Annotated in this window: 13 protein-coding genes; 3 read left to right on the top strand and 10 right to left on the bottom strand. The window is 67.3% G+C overall.

Annotated elements, in window-relative coordinates:
* Positions 1-17: 17 nt before the first annotated feature.
* The 7 genes from recQ to AC1DR6_RS15945 form a co-directional block, all read right to left on the bottom strand.
* Positions 18-1,856 (bottom strand): DNA helicase RecQ, encoded by a 1,839-nt coding sequence (gene recQ / locus AC1DR6_RS15975; RefSeq protein ID WP_476830238.1) that lies wholly within the window; start codon positions 1,854-1,856, stop codon positions 18-20.
* 39 nt (positions 1,857-1,895) lie between these two features.
* Positions 1,896-3,020: a DNA replication/repair protein RecF gene (gene recF, locus AC1DR6_RS15970; protein ID WP_476830237.1), complete on the bottom strand. Its 1,125-nt coding sequence runs from the start codon at positions 3,018-3,020 to the stop codon at positions 1,896-1,898.
* A gap of 13 nt (positions 3,021-3,033) precedes the next feature.
* Positions 3,034-4,149: a DNA polymerase III subunit beta gene (gene dnaN, locus AC1DR6_RS15965; protein ID WP_476830236.1), complete on the bottom strand. Its 1,116-nt coding sequence runs from the start codon at positions 4,147-4,149 to the stop codon at positions 3,034-3,036.
* A 270-nt stretch (positions 4,150-4,419) separates the two neighbouring features.
* The gene (gene dnaA / locus AC1DR6_RS15960; RefSeq protein WP_476830235.1) at positions 4,420-5,940 is read right to left on the bottom strand and encodes a chromosomal replication initiator protein DnaA; all 1,521 of its coding nucleotides are present in this window, start codon (positions 5,938-5,940) and stop codon (positions 4,420-4,422) included.
* A 780-nt stretch (positions 5,941-6,720) separates the two neighbouring features.
* Positions 6,721-6,987 (bottom strand): 30S ribosomal protein S20, encoded by a 267-nt coding sequence (gene rpsT / locus AC1DR6_RS15955; RefSeq protein ID WP_076439953.1) that lies wholly within the window; start codon positions 6,985-6,987, stop codon positions 6,721-6,723.
* 202 nt (positions 6,988-7,189) lie between these two features.
* Positions 7,190-8,182, bottom strand: coding sequence for a threo-3-hydroxy-L-aspartate ammonia-lyase (locus AC1DR6_RS15950; protein ID WP_476830234.1), 993 nt, complete (start codon positions 8,180-8,182; stop codon positions 7,190-7,192).
* 121 nt (positions 8,183-8,303) lie between these two features.
* Positions 8,304-9,077, bottom strand: a complete 774-nt coding sequence (locus AC1DR6_RS15945) for an enoyl-CoA hydratase (RefSeq protein WP_476830233.1) — start codon at positions 9,075-9,077, stop codon at positions 8,304-8,306.
* A gap of 192 nt (positions 9,078-9,269) precedes the next feature.
* On the opposite strand from AC1DR6_RS15945, the gene AC1DR6_RS15940 reads away from it, so the two are divergent.
* Positions 9,270-9,839: a lipocalin family protein gene (locus AC1DR6_RS15940; protein WP_476830232.1), complete on the top strand. Its 570-nt coding sequence runs from the start codon at positions 9,270-9,272 to the stop codon at positions 9,837-9,839.
* Positions 9,840-9,843: 4 nt separating this feature from the next.
* Here the strand turns inward: AC1DR6_RS15940 and mutM are convergent, their stop codons facing one another.
* Positions 9,844-10,740 (bottom strand): bifunctional DNA-formamidopyrimidine glycosylase/DNA-(apurinic or apyrimidinic site) lyase, encoded by an 897-nt coding sequence (mutM, locus tag AC1DR6_RS15935; protein ID WP_476830231.1) that lies wholly within the window; start codon positions 10,738-10,740, stop codon positions 9,844-9,846.
* 126 nt (positions 10,741-10,866) lie between these two features.
* On the opposite strand from mutM, the gene ubiE reads away from it, so the two are divergent.
* Both ubiE and ubiB read left to right on the top strand, forming a co-directional pair.
* On the top strand, positions 10,867-11,628 hold the full coding sequence (gene ubiE, locus AC1DR6_RS15930) for a bifunctional demethylmenaquinone methyltransferase/2-methoxy-6-polyprenyl-1,4-benzoquinol methylase UbiE (RefSeq protein WP_476830230.1): 762 nt from the start codon (positions 10,867-10,869) through the stop codon (positions 11,626-11,628).
* A gap of 178 nt (positions 11,629-11,806) precedes the next feature.
* Complete coding sequence (ubiB, locus tag AC1DR6_RS15925; protein ID WP_476830229.1) at positions 11,807-13,363, top strand: 2-polyprenylphenol 6-hydroxylase; 1,557 nt, start codon at positions 11,807-11,809, stop codon at positions 13,361-13,363.
* A 112-nt stretch (positions 13,364-13,475) separates the two neighbouring features.
* Here the strand turns inward: ubiB and AC1DR6_RS15920 are convergent, their stop codons facing one another.
* Both AC1DR6_RS15920 and AC1DR6_RS15915 read right to left on the bottom strand, forming a co-directional pair.
* Entirely contained in the window at positions 13,476-14,930 is a 1,455-nt protein-coding gene (locus AC1DR6_RS15920) for an AMP nucleosidase (RefSeq protein ID WP_476830228.1), read from the bottom strand.
* A gap of 74 nt (positions 14,931-15,004) precedes the next feature.
* Positions 15,005-15,952 carry an isoaspartyl peptidase/L-asparaginase family protein gene (locus AC1DR6_RS15915; protein ID WP_476830227.1) on the bottom strand — a complete coding sequence of 316 codons (948 nt, stop codon included), beginning with the start codon at positions 15,950-15,952 and terminating at the stop codon, positions 15,005-15,007.
* Positions 15,953-17,035: the final 1,083 nt, after the last annotated feature.

Raw genomic sequence — 17,035 nt, 5'->3', positions numbered from 1 at the left:
TCGCAATGACTGTGTGCTTACCCGGCGAATTCGCCGATCGCCTCGATGAAGGCCTCGCCATATTGCGTCAACTTGCGCTCGCCGACGCCGTCGATGCGGCGCATCTCGTCGAGGCCCGCCGGCCGCTCGCGCGCCATCGCGATCAGGGTCCGGTCGGTGAAGATGATGTAGGCCGCCACACCCTCTTCCCGCGCGATCTGGAGGCGAAGCTTGCGCAGATGCTCGAACAGCGCCGCGGTGCCCTCGTCCAACCCGTCGGCGCGAGCCGCCTCGCGGTCGGAGCGGCGGGCGCGCGCCGGCGCCTGCGGATCGGCACGCAGCGCGATGTTCTCGCGTCCGAACAGGATGTCCTCGCCCTTGGGCGTCAGGCGGAAGCCGCCATGCTCGGTGCTGGCTTCCGCGAGAGCATCGGCTGCGAAGAGCTTGCGGGTGAGCGCCATCCACGAGGATTTAGGCTTGTCCTGACCGACGCCGAAGGTCTTCAGCCCGTCATGGTTCTGGCGGCGCACCGCATCCGTGGTGGTGCCGGTCAGGATGTCGGCGAGATGACCGGCGCCGAAGCGTTGGCCGGTACGGATCACCGCCGAGAGCAGTTTGCGCGCATCGAGCGTGACATCGGCGAGGGAAGCGGCGCCTTCTCCGCAGAGGTCGCAGCGCAACGCCGCCTGCCCGTGACGGCAGGTTGCGACCTGCTCGCCGAAATAAGCCAGCAGGGCCGAGCGGCGGCAGAGCGCGTTTTCACACAAATCGATCATCGCATTAAGGCGTTTGTGCTCGATGGCGCGGCGTTCGTCGTCGATCGCCTTCTCGTCGATCTGCCGGCGCCGGAGCGCCATGTCGTCCGCGCCGTAGAGCGTCAGCGTATCCGCAGGCAGGCCGTCGCGGCCGGCGCGACCGATCTCCTGATAATAGCCCTCGGTCGAGCTCGGCATGTCGTGATGCACGACGAAGCGGACATCGGGTTTGTTGATGCCCATGCCGAAGGCGATCGTGGCGCAGACGACAACCCCGTCCTCCTGCAGGAAGACGTCCTGGTTGCGGTTGCGCTCGGTCTGGTCCAGCCCGGCATGGTAGGGCAGCGCGTTCCAGCCCTTTTCGCGCAGGCCCTCGGCCAGCCGCTCGGTCTTGGTGCGCGAGGCGCAATAGACGATGCCCGAGCCGCCACGGTGCCGGCGCAGGAAGTCGTCGATCTGCCGGCGTGGCTGATCCTTCGGCGCAAAGGAAAGCTTCAGGTTCGGCCGGTCGAAGGAATGCAGCACCAGATGCGGCGGCTGCGGAAAGAGCTGCTGAGCGATGTCGTTACGCGTCTGGCGGTCGGCTGTCGCGGTCAGCGCCGTGACGGGAACTCCGCCCAGAGCGTCGCGCGCCTTGGCCAGCAGACGGTATTCCGGGCGGAAATCATGGCCCCATTGCGAGACGCAATGCGCCTCGTCGATGGCGAGCCGCGTCACGCCCAGGCGCTTGAGCCGGGCGACGAGACCCTCGCCCGCCAGCCGCTCCGGCGAGACGAAGAGCAGGCGCAAGGTGCCGGCATTGAGCTGGTCCCAGGCCTGCGCAGCCTCCGCCTCGGTGTTCATCGAGTTGAGCGAGGCTGCCTGCACGCCGGCGCGCACGAGCTGCCCGACCTGGTCGCGCATCAAGGCGATCAGCGGCGAGACGACCACTGTCAAACCGCCCGCGACCAGCGCTGGCAGCTGGTAGCACATCGACTTGCCGGAGCCCGTCGGCATCACCGCGAAGACGTCGCGATCCGACAAGGCGGCCTCGATCACCTCCCATTGGCCGGGGCGGAAATCATCATAGCCGAAAACGGATTTCAGGACCGCGCGGGCGTCTGATTCGCGAGGTGAGGACATGGGCTGAGGGTGTGCCGCAGGATCGCGGCCATGGCCAGTCTATTCGATGACGGCGCCGCCCGCCTCAACCCGAACACGCTGCGAACCGGGCGGCAGGTCGCCGAACAAGGCCGCATCCGCCCCGGTCATCCAGATCTGGCAGCCGAGGCCGGTCAGGCCTTCGTAAAGCGCCGCGCGTCGTTTCGGATCGAGATGGGCGGCGATTTCGTCGAGCAGCACGAGGGGTTTCAGACCGCTCATCGCCGCAACCAGCCGCGCATGGGCAAGCACAAGGCCGATCAGCAGCGCCTTCTGTTCCCCGGTCGAGCCGAGGCCGGCGGGAATGTCCTTCGGTCCATGGCGGACGTTGAGATCGGAGGCCTGCGGGCCGGCCAGCGTGCGCCCGGCCGCCCGGTCGCGATGACGGCCGTGACGCAGCAGATCGCGATAGGCATCCTCGGCATCGACTGCGGGCAAGCGCGCGACCAGATCGTCGATCTCGCCGGACAAGGCGATCGACGCATGGGGAAAGGGCGAAGCGGCGTCCTGCGTCTCGGCGATGATGCCGGTCAGCCGTGCCACGGTTTCGGCGCGTGCGGCGGCAACCGCGATGCCGAGTTCGGCGATCTCCCGCTCGATCGCATCGAGCCACTGGGCCTGGCCCGAGCTCTCCTCGAGAATGCGGTTGCGCGAGCGCAAGGCCCGTTCGAGCGCGTTCGAGCGCGTGGCATGGCCGGGGTCGATCGCCAGAACCAGCCGGTCGAGAAAGCGGCGGCGGTCGCCGGCCGCGCCCCGGAACAACCCGTCGAGATCCGGCGTCAGCCAGACCAGCCGCAGATATTCGCTGAAGGCGATGGCGGACCCCGCCGGCTCCCCGTCGATCCGTGTCAGTCGCGCGCGCCGTCCCTCAGGATCCGGAGGGCTCAGGCCGACGCCGAGCCGGCCCGCCTCGTCGGCGAGCGTCACCGACACCGCAAACGAGCCGTCCCCGCCCTGGCGCGCCATCGCGGTCAGCTCGGCGCGGCGCAGGCCACGGCCCGGCGCGAACAGCGAGAGCGCTTCGAGGATATTGGTCTTTCCGGCTCCGTTTTCGCCGACCAGCGCAACGATTTGGCCCTCGATGGGAAGATCGAGGGCCTCGTAGGAACGGAAATCCTGCAAGATCAGCCGATGGACGGCTGTCACGACTAAGGTGTCCTCAGACGCGCATCGGCATCAGCACGTAGAGCGCGGATGCGCCTTCACGATCCTGGATCACGGTCGGCGAACCGGGGTCGGCGAGCTTCAGCAAAGCCGTGTCGCCGTCGAGCTGGGCTGCGATGTCCATCAGATAGCGGGCATTGAAGCCGATATCGAGCGGGCTTGCCTCGTATTCGACCTCGACCTCTTCCGTCGCCGAGCCGGAATCGGGGTTGGTGACGGACAGCGTCATGCGTCCATCGGCCATGGAAAGCTTCACCGCCCTGCCGCGCTCGGACGAGATCGTCGAGACCCGATCGACGCTCGCGGAAAATTCGCTCCGGTCGACGACCAGTCGCTTGTCGTTGCCGCTTGGAATGACGCGCTGATAATCGGGGAAGGTGCCGTCGATCAGCTTCGAGGTCAGGACGACGGCGGCGGTGGCGACGCGGATCTTCGTGGCGGACAGCTCGACGGTGACCTCGCTCTCGCCATCCTCCAGCAGCTTCTGGATTTCGGCGACGGCCTTGCGCGGCACGATCACGCCGGGCATCCCAACGGAACCCTGCGGGGCTGCGGTGTCGACGCGGGCAAGCCTGTGTCCGTCGGTCGCGACGGCACGCAGCACCGGCTTTCCCTCGACCTCGATGGTGTGGAGGTAGATGCCGTTCAGGTAATAGCGCGTCTCCTCCGTCGAGATCGCGAACTGGGTCTTGTCGATCAGGCGCTTCAGCTCGCCGGCCGGCAGCGCGAAGCGATGTGCCATTTCGCCTGCCGTGATGTCGGGGAAATCGCTTTCCGGCAGCGTCTGCAGCTGGAAGCGCGAACGGCCCGAGCGCAGCACGAGCCCAGTGTCGCCGGTGGTTTCGAGCGAGACCTGCGCACCGTCCGGCAGCTTGCGAACGATATCGTACAGCGTATGGGCCGGGACGGTGGTGGCGCCGGGCTCGGCTGCGTCCGCCGCGATCGTTTCGACCACTTCGATGTCGAGGTCAGTCGCCTTCAGGCGAAGGCCGCCCTCGCCGGCGCTGAGCAGCAGGTTGGACAGGATCGGGATCGTGTTGCGGCGCTCCACCACGCGATGCACGTGGCCGAGCGACTTCAGCAGCGTGGAACGTTCGACCGTGACCTTCATAATCTCTGAGTCTTCTGGGTGATGGCGCCGGGCTTGAAGGCCGCGGGCAACGGAAGGGCCCGCGACATTGCAGGACGCACGCCAGCGGCGCAAGGGCCGGAGGGCCAGTTGCCCACGCAAACGTCCGGGGGCCCGTTTCCATGCCACCAGACAGCGTCATTGGGAGCGAAGCGAAGCCATCCAGGGGACGTAGAGTTCCATGATACTGGATTGCTTCGTTTCGCTCGCAAAGACGACGGGGCTCGCGCTCCCGCGACGCTGAGCGCGCGCTCACTCCTGCAGCATGCGCTTCAGCAGATCGACCTCGTCGTGAAGCGAACGGTCCTCGCCGATCGCCTTCTCGATCTTGCGCACGGCATGCAGAACCGTGGTGTGGTCGCGCCCGCCGAAGCGGCGGCCGATTTCGGGCAGGGAGCGCGGAGTCAGCGACTTGGCGAGATACATCGCGATCTGGCGCGGCTTCACCACGGCGGCGGTGCGGCGCTCGGAGAGGATGTCGGCGCGGCTTACATTGTAGCGCGTCGCGACGAGCTTCTGGATGTCCTCGATCTTGACGCGGCGCGGCTCGCGGGTGCGCACCAGGTCGCGGATCGCGGCCTCGGCCGTCTCAAGCGTCACCAGCTGTCCCGAAAGCGTGGCATGGGCGAGCAGCCGGTTGGCGGCGCCGTCGAGATCGCGCCCGTTGGTGGCGACGACGCGGGCGACATAGGCGACGACATCGGGGCTGACCTGAAAGCTTGAATGCTTGTTCTGCAGCGCCTGAAGCCGGCCACCCAGGATCGTGGCGCGCAGCGTCTCGTCGAGATCGCCCACCTCGACCATCAGGCCGCCGCCGAGCCGCGAACGAATGCGCTCGTCGAGCGCCTCCAGATCGTTGGCGAGACGGTCGCCGGCGACGACGATCTGTTTGCCGGCGTCGATCAGCGCGTTGATGGTGTGGCCGAATTCCTGCTGGATTGATTTGCCCTGGATGAACTGCACATCGTCGACGACGAGCAGGTCGATGCCGCGCAGCTTCTCCTTGAAGGCGAGCGCGGTCTGCGATTTCAGCGCCGCGACGAAGCCGTACATGAAGCGATCGGCGGTGAAATAGGCGACGCGCTTGCCCTGGCGGCGCGCTTCCTGAGCGATCGCCTGCAGCAGATGCGTCTTGCCGAGGCCGACGCCGGCGTGGATGTAGAGCGGATTATACGGGCTCTGGCCGGCGGGCGCTGCGGCGATGCGCTCGGCCGCCGCGAAGGCGAGCTGGTTCGACTTGCCGACGACGAAGCTCTGGAAACTCATCCGATTGTCGAGCGCGGTGCCGCAGGCATCGACCGTATCGCGGTCACCGGCCTGGCCGCCGGGCAGAGCGGCGAGCGTCGAAGCCTCCGCCTTGGCGGGCATTGCGGCCGGTGCGGTCCGGCCCCGAAACGGGCTTTCCGCCATGGCCGATGCGGCGCCGTCGCGAGCGACCTGCCTGACCGACAGCATCACGCCGTTGGGCGCGGGCAGCTCGGCTGCGCAGTTCAGCCGCAGCCGGTCGGCGTAATGCGCCTCGAGCCAGCTTTTGAGGAAACGGGTCGGCACGCTCAGATAGGCCACGCCTTCCAGGATGCCGGCGAGTTCGAGACGCGCGAACCAGCTCGAGAACACATCCTCGCCCAGTTCGGCCCGAAGGCGGCGACGGACACGCTCCCAGGCGTCCTTGGAAGAGGCCTCGTCGGCGCGGGCCGGTGCGGCGTCGTCGACAATCGTCACCACCACCGGCGTCGCCTCGACCATCTCTCCGAATTCATGCCGCTCGAACATCAATCGCCCCATCTGCTTTACATGCGCGCCTTGGGAGAGGCGGCCGCAAGGCGGCCACCGTCCCGGCACTGTTGTCCGGTCAATAAGGGTCGCGTCCGGCGCCGCCTTGCGGTTGCGCAGGTCTCCTGACCCTACTCTGTCGATTACGCTTGGAAGGCTCGCCCTTGGACGACGCCGCACTTCATCTCAACTCAGAAAGACAAAGAGCCGCATCCTCCAACCTCCATGGTCGCGAGCCAAAACACCGCAAATCTCTGGAATACGCCGCCGCGGCCATCTCTGCCCGCCCGGCGATAAAAAGACCTTACAGGGCGCCCTCGACGGGCTGCAACAGCCCACTCCGCGACAGTCCGGGAGTCGGGCTCCGCGCCTCACCCCGCAACCGCTGCGGGAAGCGTGCAAAAGGTTGGGGAACTTAAGATTTTCTTTAGTTCGCTGGCTTGTCCCGCCCGCGAATCTTTTTTTTCCGCCAGGGCCTATCGCTGCCGCAGAGTCGCCGCGATTCCGCTTTCCAAAATGCTTTGCCCACTAAGATAATGAAAAACTTAGCCTTTTTTTGAGCGGCAGAGTCCCCTTGGGAGGCCATCCGGGCGCCCCGAAACAGCCCGGAGAGTCAAGCGCCTAACGGCGTGGAAAGCTTGCTGAATCCGCTTGAGAATGAGCCTCGGATCGTCCTGTCGGCGTTGTGGCGCTGGCGCCACAGTGGGCTTGAAGCCAACGAAAAAAACCCGGCCGCGAGGCCGGGTTTTCGAAAGCCGCCGAGGCGGCAAATGGGTCGGTTCAGGAGGCCAGCGCGCCGACGCGATGGGCCAGGCGCGAGACCTTGCGCGAGGCGGTGTTCTTGTGAACCACGCCGTTCTGCGCAGCCCGCATGATGATCGGCTGCGCGGCCTTCAGGGCCTCGGCCGCGGCGCTCTTGTCGCCGGAGGCGATTGCCTCCTCGACCTTGCGCAGGAAGGTGCGCATCCGCGAACGGCGCGCCTTGTTGACCTCGGTGCGGCGGGCGATCTTGCGCGTAGCCTTCTTGGCCGACGTCGTATTGGCCATCGAATACGTCCTCGTCTTCACCGCGTCCCCGCGCCTGGCGTCATTGCCGGGGAACCTGAACGCTGTTTGATTAAAAAGCGGACGCGACGGACAAGCTTTCGCAGGCCGTCGCGAGTGGAGGGGCTATAATCGCTCAGGGCCGGGGCGTCAACGCCGGATTGAGCCGCCCGAGCCGGAAATCGCGCCGCTGGCGCAAACGACCTCAGGCGATGAAGCGTGCGAAGCTCGCCAGATCGACATTGCCGCCGCTGATGATAACGCCGACGCGCTGGCCCGCCACCGGCACCTTGCCCGTCAGGGCCGCCGCCGCGGCAAGACAGCCGGTCGGCTCGACGACCAGCTTCATCCGCTCGGCGAAGAAGCGCATGGTGTCGACGAGTTCGGCATCGCTGACGGTCAGGATGTCCTCGACATCGCGCTGGATGATCGGGAAGGTCAGGTCTCCGAGAAAGGCCGTCTGCGCACCGTCCGCGATGGTCTTGGGCACGCCGATCTTCACGATCTTGCCGCTGCGCAGCGATTGCTGCCCGTCATTGCCGGCCTCCGGCTCGACACCGAAGACGCGGCAATCGGGATTGAGGGCCTTGGCGGCGAGCGCCGCGCCCGCCAGCAGCCCGCCGCCGCCGAGGCAGACCAGCAGGATGTCGAAGGGGCCGGCATCCTCGATCAGCTCCTTGGTCGCCGTGCCCTGGCCGGCGATGACGCCGGCATGGTCGAAGGGCGGGATCAGCGTCAGGCCCCGCTCGGCGGCAAGGCGGTTGCCGATCTCGAGCCGGTCCTGGGTGTAGCGGTCATAGCGGACGATCTCGCCGCCGTAGCCTTGCGTCGCCTCGACCTTCGCGGTCGGCGCATCCTCCGGCATGATGATGGTGGTGGGCACGCCGAGCAGCTTGCCGGCATAAGCGATCGCCTGGGCATGGTTGCCCGAGGAGAAGGTCAGCACGCCGGCCTTCTTCTGCTCGGGCGAGAGCATGGCGATCGCGTTGTAGCCCCCGCGAAACTTGAAGGCGCCCATGCGCTGCAGGTTCTCGGCCTTGAAGACGAGGCTCGCCTGCGTGCGCCGGTTGGCGGTCGCCGAGCTCAGCGCCGGCGTATGATGCGCGACGCCCTTGAGGCGCGTAGCGGCGCTCTCGACATCGGCATAGGTCGGAAGCGTCAGGCCCTCTGGCGCTTCGAGGCTGTTGGCGGCGGTCATGCGGTTCGTCCTGCTTCTGATGGCGCATCGTGCCGGCAGGACCGCGCCGTGTTCAAGTCAAAGATCGGCGTCTCCGCCATGCATGGGATTGATCGGTCGCGAGCAGCGCCCGATCATCAGCTCAGCTGTTGCGGAATTCCGGCTTCCGCTTCTCGACGAAGGCGGCCATGCCTTCCTTCTGATCGGGCGTGCCGAACAGCGAGGAGAAGATCCGGCGCTCGAAGCGCAACCCCTCATGCAGCGTGACCTCGAAAGCCCGGTCGACGGCCTCCTTCGCCATCATCGCGGCCGGCAGCGACTTCGCGGCGATGGCGTCGGCCGCCTTCAGCGTCTCGGTCATCAGCTCCGCCAGCGGCACGATGCGCGCGACGAGGCCGGAGCGCTCGGCCTCCTGAGCGTCCATCATCCGGCCGGTCAGGCACAGATCCATCGCCTTGGCCTTGCCGACCGCGCGGGTGAGGCGCTGCGAGCCGCCGGCGCCCGGAATGACGCCGAGATTGATCTCGGGCTGGCCGAATTTCGCGTTATCGGCGGCGATGATGAAATCACACATCATGGCGAGCTCGCAGCCGCCACCCAATGCGAAGCCCGCCACCGCCGCGACGATCGGCTTGCGGCGCTGCCCGATGCGGTCCCAATCGGCGAATTTGTCGTCGAGATAGGTGCCGGGGAAGGTTCGGCTCTGCATTTCCTTGATGTCGGCGCCGGCGGCGAAGGCTTTTTCCGAGCCGGTGATGACGATGCAGCCGATGCCGATATCCGCCTCGAACCCATCCAACGCCGCATTGACCTCGCCGATCAGCTGGCCGTTCAGCGCATTCAGCGCCTGCGGGCGGTTCAGCGTGATGACCCCGACCTTGCCCTTCGTCTCGACGAGAATGGTCTCATAGCCCATGGCGGCCTCCCGATGATCTGTGCCGTCAGCTTTAGCGGGGCGGCACGGGCCAAGTCCACGGGAGGCCGCGAAATCCGGGATGGGCAAAGCCGATCATGCCTGAGAAGGGGCCATGGATCCGCCGGACGGAGCCGTGCGTATTGCCTTCTAAAGAGCCGGCATCTCGGCGGCTCTCCGAAACGGAGGCCGCTCGTGAAATCCATTCTGATCGCTGCCGCGACGGCGATTGCGCTGGCCGGATGCGCTGGTGCCAATCTGCCCGGAAACACCATGACAAGCGCGAGCAAGGCGCCCGAGCCGCGCAAGCGCGTCGATGTTACGCGCCTCTATTCCGGCACCTGGCGAGAAATCGCGCGCCGCCCCATGGCCATCACCGATGGCTGCGTCGCCGGCGCGACCGAATACGGGCCGGACCGCAAGGGCGGCATCGATGTCCTCGATTCCTGCCGGAAGGGCAGCCCCGCCGGTGAGCTGAAGACGGTCGGTGGTCCCGGCATGATCCTCGACCCCGGCTTCAACGCGAAGCTGCGCGTCGATTATAAGCTCTATGGCGTCGTCCCGGTGCAGCGCGATTATTGGGTGCTGGACCGCGCCGACGACTACAGCTGGTTCATCTCGGCCGATCCGGAGTTCAAGGACCTGTATATCTTCGCCCGCGATCCGCAGATCGGCATGGGCCAGCGCAAGCGCCTCGTCGCCCGCGCCGCCGCGCTCGGCTACGACGTCTCCAAGCTCGAATTCCCGGAGCAACCGCGACGCTGAGTCTCTAGCGCGGCCTTTTGGGCTGGCAGTTCTCGCAATAGAAGGTGGAGCGGCCTGATTGGACCAGGCGCTTCACCAACCTGCCGCAGCCGGGCGTCACGCACGGTTTGCCTTCGCGGTCATAGACCTTGAAGCGATGCTGGAAATAGCCGAGTGATCCATCCGCATGGGCGAAATCGCGCAAGGTCGAGCCTCCGGCGGCGACAGCCTCCTCCAGCACCTCGCGGATGATCCGGGCCAGTTCGTGGGCTTTCTCGCGGGGGCGGCCCGTCGCGGTGGCGATCGTCCCGGCTTCCGCTTCCGGGTGGAGCCCGGCACGGAAGAGCGCTTCGCAGACATAGATGTTGCCCAGCCCCGCCACGAGTCGCTGGTCGAGCAAGGCAGCCTTCAGCGGCGCGAACTTGCCCGCGAACAGCCGGGCCAGCGTCTCGCCGGAAAGCTCGTTGCCGAGCGGCTCGATCCCCATTCCAGCAAAATGCTTCGAGGTGGCCAGCTCGGCGCGCGGAACCAGGTCCATGAAGCCGAAGCGGCGCACGTCGTTATAGGTGATGCGCGCGCCACTCCCCATCTCGAACACGACATGGTCGTGGATCAGGTGCCGGCCGATCTCGTTATAGAAGGCGCCGGGTTCGACCGGGGGGGTGCCGGGCGCCTCGACGACGAAGCGCCCGCTCATGCCCAGATGCATGATCAGCGCCTCGCCATCGTCGAGGTCGGCGATCAGATATTTCGCCCGCCGCGACAGCGCCTCGACGCGCCGCCCGGTCAGGCGCTCGACGAAACGCTCGGGCAGCGGAAAGCGCAGGTTGGGCCGTCGCAGCTCGACACGAGCGAAGCGCTCGCCGAGCATGGCAGGCTCCAACCCGCGCCGGACGGTTTCGACCTCGGGGAGTTCGGGCATCCTTGATTGTCCTGTAGGGCCGGCTTGTAAAGCCTGCGTCGAGAGGGCCCGCGACAAGCCCGCCGCCTTTGGCTATGCATCGGCTCAGGCGAAAACAAGTCAGATGTGCACAAGGCCGCCCCGATCGTGACAGCAACTCCCGATACGACCCATTTCGGCTTCGAGACCGTGAAGCTCGCCGAAAAGCAGGCCAAGGTCGACGACGTCTTTCACAAGGTCGCGGGCCGCTACGACCTGATGAACGACCTGATGTCGGCGGGTCTCCACCGCGTCTGGAAAAGCGCGCTGCTGACCGCGATCAACCCGGCCAGGGATCGGCCTTTCCATCATCTCGACGTAGCCGGCGGTACGGGCGATGTCGCGTTTTCCGCGCTGGAGGCCGGTGGGCCACTGACCGACGTCACCGTGCTCGACATCAACGCCGACATGCTGCGCGTCGGGCGCGAGCGCGCGGACAAGCGTTTCCCCGACGACGACCGCATCCGCTTCGTCCAGGGCAATGCCGAGGAGCTCGGCCTGCCGGACAACCATTTCGACTGCTACACCATCGCCTTCGGCATCCGGAACGTGCCGCGTATCGACAAGGCGCTGGCTGAGGCTTACCGCGTGCTGAAGCGTGGCGGACGCTTTCTGTGCCTCGAATTCAGCCATGTCGACGTTCCGCTGCTCGACAAGGTCTACGAGGCCTATTCCTTCAATGTGATCCCGCCCATGGGCCGCATGGTGACGGGTGAGGCCAAGCCTTACCAGTATCTGGTGGAATCGATCCGCAAATTCCCCAAGCCGAGCGTGTTCGCCGGCATGATCGAGGATGCCGGCTTCCGGCGGGCCAAATACACGCCGATGACGGGTGGCGTTGTGGCGCTGCATTCCGGCTGGAAGCTGTGAGCGGAGATTTCGTCACAGCCCTCATCCTGAGGAGCGCTCCGCAGGGGCGCGTCTCGAAGGATGGTCCAGCTTGCTCCTGTACCTCCTTTAGCATCCTTCGAGACGCGCCTGCGGCGCTCCTCAGGATGAGGGCTGCGGGGGAGAATGCCGTGCTCACGACGTCCGAGGCCGTCCCCGCATGATCTCCTCCCTTTTCCACCTCATGCGCGGCGCCCGGGTCGGCTTCGTGCTGGCCCGCGAAGGCGCTCTGTCGCTGGTCGACCCGTCCGTGCTGCCGCCGCTGGCACGCGGCATGATCAGGCTCGGCCGGCTGATCGAGCGGCGCGGCGCCGGCTCCTCGGCCAAGCGGCTCGCGACGGCGCTGTCCCGGCTCGGACCCTCCTACGTCAAATTTGGCCAGTTCCTGGCGACGCGGCCCGATGTCGTCGGCATGAAGATCGCGCAGGACCTGTCGGCCTTACAGGACCGGATGCCGCCCTTCCCGATGGCGCAGGCGCGCGCCATCGTCGAAGCCGCCCATGGCGTAAAGCTGGAGACGATCTTTCCGGAATTCAGCGAGCCGGTCGCGGCCGCCTCGATCGCGCAGGTGCATCGGGCGCGGCTGAAGGATGGGCGCGAAGTCGCGGTCAAGATCCTGCGCCCCGGCATCCGCGACCGTTTCAATCGCGATCTCGGCGCGATGCGTTTCGGCGCGGAGCTGGCCGAGCAGCGCTCGGCCGAGGCGCGCCGCCTGCGCATGACCGGCGTGGTTGAGACGCTGGCGCGCTCCGTGACGATGGAGATGGACCTCCGGCTGGAGGCCGCCGCCCTCTCCGAATTCGCCGAGAACACCCGCGAGGATGCCGATTTCCGCGTGCCGGAGCCGGATTGGCAGCTCACCGCCCGCGAGATGCTGGTCGACGAGTGGATCGACGGCGTGCGCCTCTCCGACATCGCGGGCTTGCGCGCGGCAGGCCATGACCTGCCCGAACTCGCGCGCAACATCATCCAGTCCTTCCTGAAGCACGCGATCCGCGACGGCTTCTTCCACGCCGACATGCATCCGGGAAACCTGTTCGTCGATGCGCAAGGCCGGCTCGTCGCGGTCGATGGCGGGATCATGGGGCGGCTCGGCCTGAAGGAGCGGCGCTTCCTCGCGGAAATCCTGCTCGGCTTCATCACCCGCGATTATCGCCGCGTCGCGCAGGTGCATTTCGAGGCCGGCTATGTCCCGGCCCACCACGATGTCGAGGATTTCGCCCAGGCGATCCGCGCCGTTGGCGAGCCGATCCACGACAAGCGTGCCGACCAGATCTCGATGGCCAAGGTCCTGACCCTGCTGTTCGAGATCACCGGCATGTTCGACATGGCGACGCGCACCGAGCTCGTCATGCTGCAAAAGACGATGGTGGTGGTCGAGGGCGTCGCCCGCTCGCTCGACCCGCATCTCGACATGTGGGGCACGGCCGATCCGGTCGTTCGAGAATGGATCACGCAGAACCTCGGTCCCCTGGGCCGGTTGCAGGATGCCGGACGCGGCGCCCGCTCGCTGCTGGGTTCGCTGGCCGTCCTGCCGGAAACGATCGGCCGGGCCGAACGCGTGCTTGGCCAGCTCGAGGACGCCTCGCGCCACGGCTTTGCGCTCGACGAACGCAGCATCGCGGCGATCGGCCGGGCGGAGGGACGCGGCAACCGCTGGAGCGCAATCGCGCTGTGGGTGATCGCGGCACTGGTGGCTTACGGCGTGTTCGGGTGATTGCCCGTCATTCTCGGGTGAAGCGCAGCTTCGACCCGAGAAGCTCTCGCAGGACAGGGTGCGCTTTCCGGCCTGAGATGCTCGGGTCAAGCCCGAGCATGACGTACCCTGATCATCGGAACGGCGGCTCGTCGAAGCTCCTGAGCTTACGCGAATGGATCGTCGCGCCGGCTTCCTTAAGCTTTTCAAGCGCCGCGAGCCCGATCCGCAGGTGCTCGCCGACGGCGCGCTCATAGAAGGCGTTGGCCGCGCCCGGCAGCTTGATCTCGCCATGCAACGGCTTGTCGGAGACGCAGAGCAGTGTGCCGTAGGGCACCCGCAGGCGATAACCCTGCGCGGCGATGGTGCCCGATTCCATGTCGACGGCGATGGCGCGCGACAGGTTGATCCGGCGCCGCTCCTTCGTCCATTGCAGCTCCCAGTTGCGGTCGTCCTGCGTCACCACGGTGCCGGTGCGCAGCCGCTGTTTCAGCCGGTCGCCCTGCTCGCCGGTGACTTCGGCCGCTGCCTGCTGCAACGCGACCTGCACTTCCGCCAGCGCCGGGATCGGCACATCCGGCGGCACCAGCTCGTCAAGGATGTGGTCCTGCCGGAGATAGGCATGGGCGAGGACGTAGTCGCCGATGATCTGCGTCTGCCTTAAGCCCCCGCAATGCCCGACCATCAGCCAGCAATTTGGCCGGAGTACCGCAAGATGGTCGGTGATGTTCTTCGCGTTCGACGGCCCGACGCCGATATTCACCAGCGTGACGCCTTCGCCATTGGCGCGGATCAGGTGATAGGCTGGCATCTGGAAGCGGTGCCAAGGCGCCGACATGACCCGCTCGGCGGCCGAGACATCGAGCCCTTCGCGGTCGATGCGGATGCCGCCGGGCGCGACCAGCGCCTCGGCCGTGCCGGCTTCGATCTCGGCCAGGCCCAGCCGCACGAACTGGTCGACATAGCGGTGATAGTTGGTCAGTAGCACCCAGGGCTGCACGGCGCGCCAGTCGGTGCCGGTGTAGTGCACCAGCCGGCGCAGCGAATAATCGACACGCACGGCATCGAACAACGCGAGCGGCCGCGGCTCGCCCTCGATCAGCTCATAGGAGCCGTCCGCGACCTCATCGCCGACAAGCGAGAGCAGCGGCGTCGGGAAATAGCGCGCGAGCTGCGCCGCCGTCACCTGACCTCGGCCGAGCTCGTCGCCGCCTTCGAGCGCGTAGGGGTAGGGGATTTCCTGCTCGCTGATGCCGGTCTCGATCGTCGCGCCGTATTCGGCGACGAGCGGCTCGAGCTGGTCGAGCAGATAGGCGCGGAACTCGGCCGGCTGGGTCACCGTCGTCGAATAGACACCCGGCGCGGCGAACTTCGCATAGCCCCGCCGCGTCGCCTCGGGCAGCTTCGAGGGCTCATAGGTCACCCTCAGCATCGGGTAGCGATAGCGCTCGCGTTCTTCCGCCGTAGGCGGCGTCCCGGTTTCGAAGAAGCGCTGCAGATCGGCCCGCAACGCCCCGCGCGCTTCGTCGTAGAGGCGTTCGAGCCGATCGACGGCGGCCTCAGGCGTTACGGCGGTTTCGAAGGTCATCGGCGTCGGTATCCTTCTGCTGGCGCCGTTCTAGACGCCCGCGAGCGGCTCTGACAACCGGCGCGCCGGAGGGCTTACGCCTGCCCGGACATCTCGATGTCGCCATGGGTCGCGACATGGACGAGCCCGTCCGGCGTCACCCAGCCGCGATACATGCCTTCGGTGTTGTAGGGCGCGACGACCGTGCCGTCCGCGTCGATCGCGACCAGGCCCGCGCCGATCTTGTGCGCCGAAAGCTCACCCAGAACCTCCTGCGTGGCCTGCGCGAGCGAGAGGCCCTTATAGGCGATCAGCGAAGCGATCTCGTGGCCGACGCAGTAACGGATGAAGTACTCGCCCTTGCCGGTGCCGGACACGGCAACGCGGCCATCGCGGGCATAGGTGCCGGCACCGACGATCGGCGAATCGCCGACGCGGCCCGCTGGCTTGTTGGTGTAACCGCCGGTCGAGGTCGCGGCGGCGAGATGGCCTTGGGCGTCGCAAGCGACGGCACCGACCGTGCCGTGCTTCTCGGCCTCGCTTGCGCCCGCTGCGCTGCCGACAAGTTCGCGGATCTTCATCGAGGACAGGTTCTTGCGCCGGCGCTCGGTCGAGAAATAGTCGTTCTCGACGGTATCGATGCCCTCATGCTCGGCGAAGATATCCGCCGCGGCGCCTGTCAGCAGCAGCGCGTCGCCACGCAGCATCAGCGCCTTGGCGGCCACGATGGGGTTCCTGATGCGCTTGGTGGCGCAGACCGCACCGGCGGCCAGCGTCGCCCCGTCCATGATCGAGGCATCGAGCTCATGCTCGCCATCGCTGTTGAAGGCCGCGCCATGGCCGGCGTTGAAATGCGGCGAATTCTCCATCACCCGCACCGCCGCCTCGACGGCGTCCACGGCTGGCCCGCCCTTGCTCAGGATCGCCCAGCCTGCCCGCAGGGAGGTGGCGAGGTCGGAGCGCGCCTGCGCCCATTCGGCTTCGGTCATCTCCGACTTGGGCAAGGTGCCGCAGCCGCCGTGGATCGCAAGAGCGAGTGTCATTCGAATTGAGCCTTGAACTTTGTCTTTACGGTGCGCCGTGGCCGCCGCCGAGCCGGCTTGTCCGACGGAAGCCGGAAGGCGCGGCTTTTAGCAGGCCCTCGGCGGCATGCCACCCCCCTCTCACTCGGTTTGCAGCAGGACGTCCGCCCCAGAACGCAAACCGTCATTTACATTCCCTATGGGAACCGTGCCCGATTCCCGCCGTTTTTGCTTCATCGCGGGTTCAGGCCGCCGGGACCCTGATAGCCGCCACGTCGCAACAAGGAATGGATATCGGATGCGCACGAAAAGCTGGTTGCTGGTCGGAACGGTTCTGCCGGCCCTTGTCCTGTCTCAGACCGGGCAAGCTTTGACGCCGCTGGGCACGCAGCTCGCCCAGGCACCGGCGCCGGGCGAGAAGGACAAGGAGCGCGAGCAGCCTGCCGGTCCGCCGCGCGGCCCGGCCGCCCCGCATCAGGGTCAGCCCGGACAGCCCGGTCAACCGGGACGTCCCGGTGCCGGCGGCCAGCCCGGTTTGCCCGGCCAGCCAGGGCGCCCCGGCCCAGCCGCTCCGGAGCGGCCCGTCGCACCTGAGCGCCCTGTGGCACCCGAAGCGCCGCGCGCTCCCCAGATGCGTCCAGGCGCACCGGGGCCCGAGCGGCCCGAAGCCCCCGTCGCACCGCGTCAGGCTCCCGTGGAACGTCCTGCCGCGCCGGTTCCGCCCCGCGCGGAGCCGCCGGCTGCGGCTCCTCAGCCCGTGCGTCCTGAAGTGCCTGCGCGTCCTCAGCCGGAACGGCCTCCCGTGCCCGCGCAGCCGCCCGCCAACAGGGCGACGCCGCCGGCTCCCGAGCCGCACGCAGTCCCGGTTCCGCCGGCTGGTGCCCCCGCGCAACGCCCCACGCCACCTGCCCTCGAACAGAGGGCAACCCCACCGGTTCCGCCGGCCGGCGCTCCGGCTCCACACCCCGCGCCAGCCGCACCCGGTGCGGCCCCTGTGGCGCCGCCCGCAGGCGCCCCGGCGCCGAATGCCCGCCCGGCCGTGCCTCCTGCCGCGCCGGCTCCCAATGCCGCGCCGCCGGCCGTGGCCCCCGCACCGGGTCAACC

This window comes from Allobosea sp. P5_A5, from assembly GCF_056400625.1.
This window is presented reverse-complemented; position numbering and strand designations above follow the sequence as displayed.

What these genes read in the sequence shown, in the direction of transcription:
- ubiB (WP_476830229.1), top strand. Translation starts at nt 11,807, where the DNA reads ATGATCTCCTCCCTTTTCCACCTCATGCGCGGCGCCCGGGTCGGCTTC.
- rpsT (WP_076439953.1), bottom strand. Translation starts at nt 6,987, where the DNA reads ATGGCCAATACGACGTCGGCCAAGAAGGCTACGCGCAAGATCGCCCGC.
- dnaA (WP_476830235.1), bottom strand. Translation starts at nt 5,940, where the DNA reads ATGTTCGAGCGGCATGAATTCGGAGAGATGGTCGAGGCGACGCCGGTG.
- AC1DR6_RS15920 (WP_476830228.1), bottom strand. Translation starts at nt 14,930, where the DNA reads ATGACCTTCGAAACCGCCGTAACGCCTGAGGCCGCCGTCGATCGGCTC.
- dnaN (WP_476830236.1), bottom strand. Translation starts at nt 4,149, where the DNA reads ATGAAGGTCACGGTCGAACGTTCCACGCTGCTGAAGTCGCTCGGCCAC.
- AC1DR6_RS15945 (WP_476830233.1), bottom strand. Translation starts at nt 9,077, where the DNA reads ATGGGCTATGAGACCATTCTCGTCGAGACGAAGGGCAAGGTCGGGGTC.
- recQ (WP_476830238.1), bottom strand. Translation starts at nt 1,856, where the DNA reads ATGTCCTCACCTCGCGAATCAGACGCCCGCGCGGTCCTGAAATCCGTT.
- AC1DR6_RS15915 (WP_476830227.1), bottom strand. Translation starts at nt 15,952, where the DNA reads ATGACACTCGCTCTTGCGATCCACGGCGGCTGCGGCACCTTGCCCAAG.
- mutM (WP_476830231.1), bottom strand. Translation starts at nt 10,740, where the DNA reads ATGCCCGAACTCCCCGAGGTCGAAACCGTCCGGCGCGGGTTGGAGCCT.
- AC1DR6_RS15950 (WP_476830234.1), bottom strand. Translation starts at nt 8,182, where the DNA reads ATGACCGCCGCCAACAGCCTCGAAGCGCCAGAGGGCCTGACGCTTCCG.